At 63.8% G+C, this 12,391-nt stretch carries 10 protein-coding genes; 1 reads left to right on the plus strand and 9 read right to left on the minus strand.

Annotated features, from left to right (window positions below; genetic code table 11):
• Position 1: 1 nt before the first annotated feature.
• The 9 genes from ABID26_RS15960 to ABID26_RS16000 form a co-directional block, all read right to left on the minus strand.
• Positions 2–988, minus strand: coding sequence for an ABC transporter permease (locus tag ABID26_RS15960; RefSeq protein ID WP_320225368.1), 987 nt, complete (start codon positions 986–988; stop codon positions 2–4).
• Complete coding sequence (locus ABID26_RS15965) at positions 985–1,965, minus strand: ABC transporter permease (protein ID WP_292303757.1); 981 nt, start codon at positions 1,963–1,965, stop codon at positions 985–987. Before ABID26_RS15965 ends, ABID26_RS15960 begins: the two co-directional genes overlap by 4 nt.
• Positions 1,962–3,509 (minus strand): sugar ABC transporter ATP-binding protein, encoded by a 1,548-nt coding sequence (locus ABID26_RS15970; protein WP_354415942.1) that lies wholly within the window; start codon positions 3,507–3,509, stop codon positions 1,962–1,964. Before ABID26_RS15970 ends, ABID26_RS15965 begins: the two co-directional genes overlap by 4 nt.
• Positions 3,510–3,587: 78 nt before the next feature.
• Positions 3,588–4,712 carry a sugar ABC transporter substrate-binding protein gene (locus ABID26_RS15975; protein WP_292345753.1) on the minus strand — a complete coding sequence of 375 codons (1,125 nt, stop codon included), beginning with the start codon at positions 4,710–4,712 and terminating at the stop codon, positions 3,588–3,590.
• Between the two features lie 293 nt (positions 4,713–5,005).
• Positions 5,006–6,034 carry an HTH-type transcriptional regulator GntR gene (gene gntR / locus ABID26_RS15980; RefSeq protein ID WP_435528577.1) on the minus strand — a complete coding sequence of 343 codons (1,029 nt, stop codon included), beginning with the start codon at positions 6,032–6,034 and terminating at the stop codon, positions 5,006–5,008.
• Between the two features lie 191 nt (positions 6,035–6,225).
• Entirely contained in the window at positions 6,226–7,008 is a 783-nt protein-coding gene (locus tag ABID26_RS15985; RefSeq protein WP_127425601.1) for an ATP-binding cassette domain-containing protein, read from the minus strand.
• The gene (locus ABID26_RS15990; RefSeq protein WP_354415943.1) at positions 7,001–9,250 is read right to left on the minus strand and encodes an ABC transporter permease; all 2,250 of its coding nucleotides are present in this window, start codon (positions 9,248–9,250) and stop codon (positions 7,001–7,003) included. The genes ABID26_RS15985 and ABID26_RS15990 overlap by 8 nt, the downstream gene beginning before the upstream one ends.
• Positions 9,251–9,330: 80 nt before the next feature.
• The gene (locus tag ABID26_RS15995; RefSeq protein ID WP_292345757.1) at positions 9,331–10,413 is read right to left on the minus strand and encodes a substrate-binding domain-containing protein; all 1,083 of its coding nucleotides are present in this window, start codon (positions 10,411–10,413) and stop codon (positions 9,331–9,333) included.
• 242 nt (positions 10,414–10,655) lie between these two features.
• The gene (locus ABID26_RS16000; RefSeq protein WP_354416001.1) at positions 10,656–11,825 is read right to left on the minus strand and encodes an MFS transporter; all 1,170 of its coding nucleotides are present in this window, start codon (positions 11,823–11,825) and stop codon (positions 10,656–10,658) included.
• A 218-nt stretch (positions 11,826–12,043) separates the two neighbouring features.
• On the opposite strand from ABID26_RS16000, the gene ABID26_RS16005 reads away from it, so the two are divergent.
• The gene (locus ABID26_RS16005; protein ID WP_126099173.1) at positions 12,044–12,331 is read left to right on the plus strand and encodes a DUF3175 domain-containing protein; all 288 of its coding nucleotides are present in this window, start codon (positions 12,044–12,046) and stop codon (positions 12,329–12,331) included.
• The last annotated feature ends 60 nt before the right edge of the window (positions 12,332–12,391 follow it).

Consider the following 12,391-nt stretch of genomic DNA (forward strand, 5'->3'; position numbering starts at 1 on the left):
ATCAGCGACTTGCCGGCGCGCGGCCGTAAAGCAGAAGCATAGCGACGATCACGACGCCGTAGATGATCTGCCGCCCCGCCTCCGGCATCTGCATGACCGAGAGGATCGATTGCAGCAGCGTGATCAGGATCACGCCGGCGACGGTTCCGAGGTAGGAGCCGCGTCCGCCGAGGATCGAGGTGCCGCCCAGCACCACCGCGGCGATCGACGGCAGGAGATAGGCGTCGCCCATCGACTGTGCGGCCTTCGATGCGTAGCCCGCAAGCAGGACACCGCCAAAGGCCGAGAGCCCGCCGGACACGGCAAAGGCGATCATCACCACACGGCGCGTGTCGATGCCGGACAGATAGGCGGCGCGCTCGCGATTGCCGATGCCGTAGACGGCGCGGCCGAAGCTGGTGCGTGTCAGCACGAAGACCATAGCAGCCCCTATCAGCGCCCAGATGATCACGGCGTTCGGCACTCCAGGAATGGTAAAACCGGTAGCGAGGTAGCGCATCGCCGCCGTCGCCGAATCCTGCGGCGAGAACCCGCCCGTATAAACCACCATCAAACCTTGCGCGACGGCATTGGTGGCCAAAGTGATGATCATCGAGGGAATGCGCAGGTAAGCGACGCCGATGCCATTGACGATGCCGATCGCTACCCCGCAGAGGATGCCGAACGGGATGGCAAGCGCGACGCCGACCGGACCATAGGCCGCGGCCGCGCAGGCCATCATGGCGCCGGTCGCCACGGCCCACGGCACGGACAGGTCGATCTGGCCGAGCAGGATCACCAGCATCATGCCGGTGGCGATCACGCCGAGGAACGAGGCGACCTTCAGCTGCTGCAGGAGATATTCCGGCGACAGGAAGCTGCGCGAATAGAGGCTGCCGACCAGAAGCAGGAGCACGATGCAGGCAAAGGCGGTGACCACCGCCGGATCGGCGCGGCGGATGAATTTCGGCATGCGGCCGGCGATGCCGCCAAGCGTCGTTTCGCTCACAGGAACCACTCCAGCCGGTTGCGCACCCTGAACAGCGCGAAAGCGCCGAGGCTGACCGCGATCAACAGGATAACGCCCTGGAACAGCGGCTGCCAGAGCGGATCGAAATCGAAGACGAACAGGAGATCGCCGATGGTGCGGAAGGCGAGCGCGCCGAAGATCGCGCCGATGGCGCTGCCCTTGCCGCCGAACAGCGACACGCCGCCAAGCACGACGGCCGCGATGGAAAACAGCGTGTAGGCATTGCCGCTCGCATAAGCCGCCTCCCCCGTATAGGTAAAGAATGTGAGGAACAGGCCGCCGATCGCCGCAAGCAGCCCGGCAAGCGTATATGCAAGGAACTTGCCCCTGCGGATCGGCACGCCCGACATATAGGCCGCCGTCTCCGACGAGCCTGCGGCATAGGCCGCACGGCCGAGCTCCGAGCGGCTGAACGGCACCCAGACAACGAGCACGACGACGAACAGCGCCACGAAGCTCGCTGGCACGACGCCGAAGAAGCGCCCGGTCAGGAAATCGGCGAGGTCTTCGTTGACCGATCCGCCGGGCACCGGCCGCAAAAGCAGCGCGAGCCCGAAATAAACAGCGCCCGTAGCGATGGTCGCCACGATCGGCTGCAGGCGGCCATAGATCACGATGGCGCCATTGACCGCCCCGCTGATGAGCCCGGTGCCGAGCACGGCCACCACGCCGAATGCGGTTTCGAGGCCGGTGCCGATCACCAGCCAGGAAGCCATGCAGTTGGTGAGCGTGAAGATCATGCCGACCGACAGGTCGATGCCGGCGGTGATCACAACGAGCGTCTGCGCCATGGCGACGAACGCCAGCAGCACGCCCTTGTTGGCGGCGGTCTGCACGACATTGGCGGTGAAGCCTGCCGGATGGTTCGCGCTGTAGATAGCGAACATGACGATGAAGATGGCGAAGGCCAGCAGCGTCCCGCGCTGTTCGGCCAGCCAGTAGCGCCAGTCCTTCATGCGCCCTCTCCTTGCCTTGGAGCGGAACCTTCGCCGTGGATGTTGAGCGCGCTGGCGATCAGCGCATGCTCGGTGATCTCGGCGCCGACGAGCTCGCGCTTGATGGCGCCGTCATAGAGCACAAGCACGCGATCGCAGCAGCCGATCAGTTCGTCATAATCGGTCGAGTAGAACAGGATCGCGGCGCCTGCATCCGCAAGCTTGCGCATCAGTTGGTAGAGCTCCTGCTTGGTGCCGACATCGATGCCGCGCGTCGGATCGTTGAGCAGGATGATGCGCGGCTGCCGCATCAGCCATTTGGCGATCACCACCTTCTGCTGGTTGCCGCCGGAAAGCGCGCCGACCGGAATGTCGAGGCCCGCAGTCTTGATGGCCAGCAGCCCGACCATGTCGTCGATCAGCCGCTGCTCGGCGCCGCGGTCGATGACGCCGGCCTTCGACAGCCTGTCGAGCGCCGCGAAGGACAGATTCTCGCGCACCGTCATCGGCAGCATCAGCCCTTCCGTCTTGCGGTCTTCCGGAATCAGCGCCATGCCCACGCGGTCTTCGCTCGCGGCTGTGGGGCTTGCGATCGAAACCGGCTTGCCGTCGACCAGGATCTGCCCGGAAAGGCCGCGCAGCACGCCGAAAAACGCAAGCAGCAGCTCGCGCTGGCCCTGGCCGTCGAGACCGCCGAGCCCGACAACCTCGCCGGCTCCGATCGACATCGAGATATTATCCAGCCGGCCGCTCCATGAGAGGTTGCGCGCCTCCAGAACCGGAACTGCGCCGGACTGGTGACGGACCGGCTTTGGCGGGAAGATGTGGCTGTATTCGCGGCCGATCATCAGTTCGACGACTTCGTTGTCGCTCTTCGAACCCGCCGCATAGCTGGCGACATTGCGGCCGTTGCGGAATACCGTGCACTGGTCGGCCAGCTCGGCGATCTCGTTCATGCGATGTGAGATGTAGAGCAACGCCAGCCCTTCCCCGCGCAGCCGCTTCAGCACGCCGAATATCTTGGCGACATCTGCCGCCGTCAGCGCCGAGGTTGCTTCGTCGAGGATCAGGATGCGCGGCTTCCTGGCCAGCGCCTTGGCGATCTCGACCATCTGCCGGCGCGACAGCGGCAGATCCTTGACCAGTGCCAGTGGATGGATGTCGGAGGCGCCGGCGCGGGCAAGAGCCTCTTCCGCGATGCGCCGCTGCGCCTTGCGGTCGATCATGCCGAAGCGCTTGGGCGGGTCGGAAATGACGATGTTGTCGGCGACGCTGAGCTCCGGGATGAGCGACAGTTCCTGGAAGATGCAGACGATGCCGGCCTGGTTCGCGGCGGCCGGTGAGGCGAAGGTCACCTCGCGCCCATCCAGCGTCATGCGGCCTTCGTCCGGCGCGACGACACCGGCCATGACCTTGATCAGGGTTGATTTGCCGGCGCCATTTTCGCCGAGGATGGCGTGGATGCTACCGGCCGTGACCGTGAGGTCGGCCTTTTCCAAGGCCCGTACGCCGCCATAGCGCTTGGATATGCCTTCCATATGGAAAAGCGAAGCCGCGCCGTCCATCAGCCCTCCCAAGGCCAGTTCGCGATTGGCATCAAGCGGCCGGCGCCACGGCTTTCCCGCGGCGCCGGTTGGATCAGGCTACTTGTTTTCCTTGGACTGGCCCATGATTTCCTGCGCGGTGAAATTGATGCCGCAGGTCGGGAAGGAATTGCCTACGAAGAAATTGTCGGACTGGTCGGGGAAGAAATCCTGGCCCGCCTTGAAGTTCGGATCCTCGACGATGGCCAGCGGCAACTTGACCGACTGCGGCACGACATTGCCTTCGAGCGCGGCGATCGCCGTTTTGATGGCGACCGCGACCTGGGCCGGTCCGGTGCCTGCCGAAGAGCATTTCAGCCCGTCGCCGGCATGCGCGGCGCAGAATTTGCGGAAGCCGTTTTCCGTCTCGCCGCCGAACGGCACGAACGGATGCTTGGCGTCGATCATCGCCTGCACGATGCCGGTGTCGCCGCCCTGTCCCGTGATGCCGTCGAACGGCCCGCTGGTGGCGATCGCATCGGCCGTTGCCTTCTGCGCCACGCCGTCATCCCACTTGCCGACGACCTCGGTGACATCCCACTTCTTGCCGGACCCATCGAGCACCTCATGGATGCCGTTGTGGCGGTCGGTGTCGACGGAGGTACCGGCCACGCCGCGCACCTCGAGCACCTTGCCGCCATTCGGCACATGCGAGACCAGCCATTTGCCCCACAACTCGCCGAGGCCCTTCTGATCGACATTGACGTTGATGGCGTCCTTGGTGTCGAGGATGTTATCGAAGGCGACGAGAATGACGCCGGCTTCCTTGGCGCGCTTGATCACCGGCCCGAACGCGGTCGGGTTCTGGGCATTGACGACGATCGCGTCAAAGCCGGAATCGATGAAGTTATTGATCGCCGAAATCTGTGCCGGCACATCCTCGCCGGTCGATACCACCTTGAATTCCTTCAGCTTCTTAGCCACGTCCGGCTGCGCGGCATAGGCCTTGGCGGTCTGGATCATCTGGATGCGCCAGGTGTTGGCGATATAGCCATTGGCGAGCGCGATGCGGTACGGCCCATCCTTCTTCGGATATTTGAAGAACTGTGTGTCGGCCGCCCAGGGCGCGAAACAGTCCGGCTCGGCGGCCGGCCCCTTGACGATTTCCGGATCGGCGATCGCCGAAGAACTCAGCATGACGAATGCAGTGGCGGCAATGACGCCGCCAACGAGTGACTTGATCATCGGTATTCCTCCCAGTTGCAGTTCTGCTTGTCGATGGATCCGCGCTGTCGGCCGGCTTCCTCACGCCAGTCCAATACGCTTCCGAGGTGACTTGCGCCGTCCCTCTTTCCTCCCCCTCCCGCCCCTCCAGGCGGCTTACAAAACTATCATATTATACATAATAAACAAGCATGAGCTGTCGCTTATGTATAATAAACAGCCTTGTTGCCCCCAATCGCATACTTGGCGGGAAATATGGTAGCGCTACCATCTTATAGTGTAAACCGGCATTCGCACAGTCGCCGCTGCGTGTTTCAACGTGCGGTGCTCTCGCGGCGTATGAGCTCGAAACCGAGGTCGACAACCCGCTGCTGCGGCCTCTGGCCTGTGATCGCGGCAAGCGCCATCGCCACCGCCCGGCGGCCGATTTCGTAGCGATGCGTGCGGACGCTGGTGACCGACGGAAACGCCGCCTGCATCATGTCGAGATCGTTGAAGCCGACGATGCCGATTGTCTTCGGCACCGTGATCGCGGCACGGCGGCATTCGAACAGAACGCCAAGCGCGATATCGTCATTGTTGCAGAAGACGCCGTCGAGCGACGGCATCTTGGCCAGCGCATCGCGCAAAAGCTCGCGGCCGAGGCTCACGCTGGACAAGAGCGGCGTGGTTGTGACCAAGCGCGGATCGAACAAGCCGGCCGCCTCCATCGCCGCGCGATAGCCGGCAAGGCGCCGCTGCGAACGCGGATCCATGCGCGCACCGATGAAGGCGATCCGCCGGTAGCCCATTTCGATCAGGTGCCCGGTGGCCGTCCGGCCGCCGTCGAAATGCGAGAAACCGATCAGCATGTCGACCGGATCGGGTCCGGTTTCCATCACTTGCACCACCGGGCAGCCGGCCGTCTCCAGCAGCTTTCGCGACAGCGGCGTCTGGTCGATCCCGGCCACGATCAGCGCCGCCGGGCGCTGCAGGGCAAATACCTGCAGCAGCCGCTCTTCCTCCAGGCCCGAGTAATGCGTGTTGCCGAGCTGGATGCGGAACGGGCTGTCCGACAGGCTGTCATAGATGCCGCGCACCACCTCTGCAAAGACGTTGTTGGTGAGAGAAGGCACCAGCACGCCGAAGACCTCCGCGCGCGCCGAGGCCAGCGCGCGCGCGTTGGGGTCCGGCACATAGCCGAGCTCGTCGACGGCGGCCTGTATCTGCCGGCGCAGATCTTCCGAAACCCGCCCGGGCTCGCGCAAGGCGCGGGAAACGGTGATTGCGCCGACGCCGGCCTTGCGCGCCACGTCGGCGATTGTGGGGCGGCCGCCGCCGCGCCGCGAGCGCGGCCTGGTCACGGTCCAGCCCTTCTTATGCGAAGGGAACACAGCGGCGAGCCGACCGCCAGCATCTTAGCCACAGCAATCATATTCGCAGCCCGTCCCATTCCGGTCTGGGTCGCGCAGGCCATGGCCATTGTCAAGCCAACGAATATTGGTTCAGCCCACCCCGGTAGAGGCGATAAGCCCTCAAGCCAACGCCGCGGTGGTCAGACCGCCCTCGCCTGATCGGCCGTAAGCGCCTGCTCCCGGGTGCCGGAGACTATGATCTCAAGGACCTCGTGCTCGTCGGTGTTCCTGACGTGACGGTCGCCGACATTCTCGCCACGCTTGAGCACCATGACACGGTCGCCTACGGCGAAAATGTCGACCAGCCGATGCGAGATGATAATCTGGGCAACACCCTGCCTTTTCAGCTCCAGCATGGTCTCGAGGAGCCGCTCGGTCGCCATCACCGAGAGGTTGGCGGTCGGTTCGTCAAGGATCACGACGCGTGGCTCGAACGAAATCGCGCGGGCAATCGCCACGGATTGCTGGCGACCGCCCGACAAGCTCTCGACCTTCTGAAAAACGGAGTTCACGTCCACCTTGAGCCGCTTCAGCACGCTGTCGGCTTCCGCGTACATCTTGCGGCGATTGACAAAAGGGCCTTTGCGCGGCCAGCGGCCGAGAAAGATGTTCTGGCCGACATCCATGTTCCCGCAAAGAGCGAAATCCTGGTAGATCATCTCGATACCGGCATCGCGGCTCTCATGCGGACTCTTGAAGTGCACAGGTTGACCGGCGACGAGGATTTCGCCGGCGTCGCGCTGATAAGCGCCGGTCAGGATCTTCATGAGCGTCGACTTGCCGGCCGAGTTGTCGCCGACCAGTCCAAGGATCTCTCCGGGATAGAGCACCAGATCGACTTTCCGAAGCGCCTGGACAGCGCCGAAGGCTTTTTCGATGCCTCGCATTTCCACGATCGGTTGAGGCAACGCAGCATCAGGCATGAATGGTTTCCTGGGTTCGTGCGCGTCGCGCGAGGCGGGCTCGCAGGCGACCGAAGATGTTGGCTTGGCGCACCCAGATGTCGATCAGCACCGCGACGATGAGGATGACGCCGATGAAGACGTTGATCCAATGCTGCGGCATGCTGAAGCCCTGGACATTGAGCTGCAGGAGCGACCGAACGAGAGTGATCACGGCTGCACCGGCTAAAGAGCCCAGCATGGTGCCGTAGCCGCCGAAGATCGACCCGCCGCCGATGATCACGGATGCGATGGCATCGAGTTCGCGGAACTGGCCTGCAACGGGATTGAAGCTTCGGAAATAGGCGACGTTGATGATCCCTGCCATCGTCGCGCAGAACGCCGCCAGCATGAGCGAGATGAAGCGCGCCCGGTTGGTGTTGATGCCGGCATAGGCGGCGGCGCGTATGTTGCCGCCGGTTGCGTAGACCTTTTGCCCGAACGGCGTATAGGCGAGCACGATGCCGGCAATCAGGGCGACGAAGATCATCCAGACCGTCTGCACGCTGACCACCTCGGCCAGTGTTTTGAGGATGCCATCCGCAAGCACGATGCCGAAGTGAAGGAGGATGTCGTTCACCTTGCGGCCAAGCAGGTTGTAGCCCTCCGGCCAGCCGGTTAGCTGCTGGCCGGCGACGAACCATGCGGCGAGACCGCGGGCGATGTAGAACATCCCAAGCGTGGCGATGAAGGCCGGGAGCTTCAGGCCGACCGCAACGATGGCGTTGACGAGGCCGGCGAGCATTCCCGCCAGCAGGCCCATCGCGATGGCGGTGACGGGATCGGCGCCCAGGACCTTCAGGAAATAGGCCGCCGCGCTGCCGGCGAGCGCCAGGACGGCTCCGACGGAGAGGTCGATATCGCCGGCAGCGATGACGTAGGTAAGCCCGACCGTGATCAGCGCCAGCTCGGTATAGTTGAGCAGGATCGCGAAAGTGTTGGACAGGTTCCACCAATAATCCGGCCTCAGCAAAAGACCCGTGAGCCACAGCACCACGGTCAGGATGACGGCGAGGGCATCGCGCCGGGCGAGGAACTTGCCGAACCCGGTCGCCGACAGCGCCATGTCGGTCGCCATTGCGCCCTTGGTCACCACGCCCTCGAGCGCGACGCCGCCGATCTCGAAGGCCGGCGGCGGCGGCCTGCCGCGCAGCCATGCCCAGAGGCGCGCCGCGACCTGGCGGCGGATGAGGTGAGGTTCAATCAGCACGGCAATGACGAGCAACAGCCCGAGAAAAACCGGCACCGCGCCGACCGGCAGGGAATAGACGGCGTTGACCGTCACCTCCTCCTCGCCGATCTTGATGGTGCGCGTGATCGGCAAACCCTCGCGCAACACCTTGTCGAGCAGAACGACCAGCGTGGCGCCGAGGCAGGACCCGGCGACGCGGCCGCGACCGCCGAGAATGGAAGCGCCGCCGATGATCACCGCGGCGATGACGGTTAGTTCGCCGCTGACGCCGTAAAGCGGGGTCACACCCTTGTCCTGAGCGGCCGACAGGAGGCCGGCAACGGTGGCGCAGAGCGACGAGAGCAGATAGGCGCGGATGCGTACCCAGTTCGTCGGTATGCCGGCATAGACTGCTGCCTGCTCGTTGCCGCCCGTCGCAAAGGTCTCGTAGCCCCAGCGGGTGTTGGCGAGCACGTAGGCGCCGATCACGGCAACGACCGCGAAGATCGCGATCTGGTTGTTGAAGCCGAAGACGTTCGTCTCGCCGAGATGAAAGAAGAGCGGGGCCTCCTTCGCTTTGCCTGGATAGTAGATCGCCTGACCGTGAGTCAGGGCGAGGACGAAGCCGCGGCCGATCAAAAGCGTGGTCAAGGTGGCGATGAACGCCGGCACTTTTAGGATGGTAACGAGCACGCCGTTGACGAGGCCGATCGCCATGCCAAGAAGGACGCAGACGATCACCGACGTGACGATGTCGAGATCGGCGAAGCTTGGCGCGAACAACCTGGCAAAAACGACGGCCACAAGGCCGTAGATGGAGCCGACCGAAAGGTCGAGGTCCTTGTTGATGATGACGAAGGTCATTCCGACGGCGATGATGGCGACCCGCGAGGTATCGCGAAGCACTGCATGGAACGCCTCTGGTGAGCCGAAGAACGTCGGATTGACGGCAGCGCCGCTGAGATAGATCAGCGCCAGCAGGGCAAGCAATCCCATTTCCCAGCCGCCGACGAGCTGGGACGGAAGGCGACGGGCGAGAGCTTCAGCGGGCATTTTTGATGAAGGGTTCCGAAGGCCAAAATGCGCGGGAGGATACCAGCCCTCCCGCGCTGGGTTCAGTATCGCTTTGACATTCAGTTCTCGAAACGCTTGCCGACCTTTCCAACGGTCTCCTGCGTCACGAGTTGGGCACGCGTGTCGAGATTGGCGGCCGCGATGCCACGATCGATCTGCAGATAGAGCTGCATGACCGGATAGAAGCCCTGCAGGAAGGGCTGCTGTCCGAGCGCGCCCGTCAAGTCGCCGCTCTTCAACGCATCCTGCTGCGCCGGACCGAGGTCGAAGCCATAGGCACAGATTTTTCCGGTCTTTCCCGTCTGCGCGACGGCCTTGACCAGCGCCGGCGTGAACACGTTGTTGCCGGCGAAGGCGCCGACGACATCACCGCGCGATTCGAACAGCGTCACGATGCCGTTCACTGGATCGTTCGGATTGGTGTCGATGCCGGTGTTCTCGGGACCTGCGTCGACCTTGAAGGCCTCGAGCTTGCCGGCAGCCTTCAGGCTTTTGACGACCGCGTTGAAGGCCGAGGTGACGCGATTGTTGACCTCGATGTTGCCCATTGCGGTCGAAGACGGGAAGACGATCGAGCCCTTCTCGATACCCTTGTCGACCAGGCACTTGACGAGCGCCTCGCCCGCGATTGCCGCGGCGGAGGCGTCCTGACCAGTGTGGCTGATGCCGCTGCGGTCGAGGATCGTGCCGTCGAAGGAATTGGTCGTTGCTACCGGTATGCCCTTGGCCTCGGCGGCCTTGACGATGTCGTTATAGGCACCGACCTGGGGCGTTGTCATGATCAGCCCGTCGATAGTCGGATCCTGCACGATCTGATTCAGGATTTCGATCTCGCGGGCCGGGTCGTCGGTCGGAGATTCCGAGCCGAGCAGCAGTATCTTGGCGCCGATCAGATTGCCGGCGGCAGTCGCACCGACATAGACCGGATCGAAGAAGCCGTTGCCGGCTGTGTGAGTCACGATCGCGAAGGTGAGATGACCATCGGCGGAATGGAAGTCCTTGGTGGTGGGAGCCTCCTTGGCGGCTTCCTCGAAGCTGTAGCCGCCGACTGCTTTCTGGACGCCGCCGGACTGAGCGAAGGCGGAGGGCACGCCGAGCAACAACGCCGCGGCGCATGCCGCGAGCGGGAAAATACGTCTCATGATTTTCCTCCCTTGCATTCAACGGGCGGAAGCCGTTCGAGCGCATTTATTCAGGAGATTTTCCGAGTGCTTCCTCCCACTTCGCAATATTCCGCCCAAAGCCTGTCCAAGTAAATAGCCTGCTGCGTCCAGTATTCGGGCGCGACGTCATGCGAAAGAGCACGGACGAGTGCGGCCGCCCCACCTAGCCCATCCCTTTGCGCGGGTAGACAAGCTTGCAATGACCAGGTTGCCGGCGGACTTCAGGCCAGCGCTTCCACGCCCCGCCTCGCCTTCCACATAAGCAGCAAAATGGCCGTGAGATTGACCAGGTTCCAGGCGATGCCGTTGAGGAACGCGGCGGCGTAGGAGCCTGTGAGATCGTAGATCCAGCCCGACATCCAGCCGCCGACTGCCATGCCGAAGATGGTCGCCATCAAGACGATGCCGACGCGCTGGCCGGCTTCCTTGGCCGGCATGTAGTCGCGCACGATGATCGCATAGCAGGGCACGATGCCGCCTTGCGAGAGACCGAAGATGAGCGAGACGACATAGAGCGAGGCAAGCCCGTCGAAGGGGATATAGAAGAGCAACGACACGCATTGCAGCGCCGAGCCGATGAGCAGCGTCTTCACCGCGCCGATGCGATCGGCGAGAAAACCCGATCCGATGCGGCTGACGACGCCCGCCGCCAGCATGATCGACAGCATGTCGGCGCCGCGCGCGACGCCGTAGCCGAGATCCATGCAATAGGCGACGATGTGCACCTGCGGCATCGACATCGCCATGCAGCAGCCGAAGCCGGCGACGACCAGCAGCATCTGCAGCGCTGACGGCGACAATGAGATCGGCTGAACCGGGCGGCTGCCGGATGAGCCAGCGGCCTCGCGCGGCGCGCCGCGCCGCAGCATCAGCACCAGCGGCACCATGGTCGCAAGGCAGAACACACCGATCGCCGCATAGGCGAAACGCCAGCCTTCACCTGCCATGATGTAGGGAATCACGATCGGCCAGACCGCACCGGCCAGATAGCTGCCGGAGGCGGCAGCCGTCACGGCGACCCCGCGGCGGCGGTTGAACCAATGCGAAATATCCGCAATCAGCGGCCCGAAGATCGCCGAGGTGCCGAGGCCGATCAACAGCCCCTGGGCAAGGGTGAAGCCGAGGATCGAGGTGGTGAGCGAAGCGAGAAGAAAGCCCGCGCTCAGCGCCGCCGCGGAGGCGAGTGCCGGTATCCAATAACCCACGCGATCGATGGCGCGCCCGACCAGCACATTGCCTGCGGCGAAGCCGACCATGGTCGCGGTATAGGGCATCGACGCGGCGGCCCGGTCGACACCGAACTCGGCCTGAACGGCGGGCAGAACCACGACCACCGCCCACATGCCGGCGCCGCCTATCGTCGCCAGCAGCAAGGAAATGCCGAGCCGCATCCACGCATAGAAGCTGTCGATGCCGGCGTCGTTTGCCGCGTTTCCGGGGATTGTCGTCAAGGCGTTTCCCTGTTCGCGATTCTTCGAGACCGGGCGGTTTCACCCCAGTATCGGCGCATTTCTGCTGCCGAGCAGCGCCACGACGGACAAATGCGTGGCTCCAGCAACCGGGAACCGGCCCTGCCGCCCGGAGTTGTGCCCATGGAAGGAGCTTCACCATGACCGCTAAAAAGAAATGGTCGGCCGAGGTGACCGAGCACAGCGACGCGCTGGATCTCGAAGAGCACGTCTTCGAATCCGACGATGCCAAGAAGATCGCCGCTTCGCTCAAGCGCTCGGCCGAGCACAGCCACCGCCGCAAGGCGGAGCCGTTCCGGTCCGCGATGTCGATGCTGAATTTCTACATCAACCGCGCCGGCAGGAACCTGCCGGAGCAGCGCAAGCGGGTGCTGGAAAAGGCGAAGGACGAATTGCGCGTCGCCTTCGGGCGCGAGAAGCAGGACTAAGGCCTGCTCAGATTCAGGTCAGGCCGAGTCGAGAATGGTGGCTTCCGAGAACCGGCCTAC

It is taken from the genome of Mesorhizobium shonense, assembly GCF_040545255.1.
In the GTDB taxonomy this organism is placed as follows: domain Bacteria; phylum Pseudomonadota; class Alphaproteobacteria; order Rhizobiales; family Rhizobiaceae; genus Mesorhizobium; species Mesorhizobium shonense.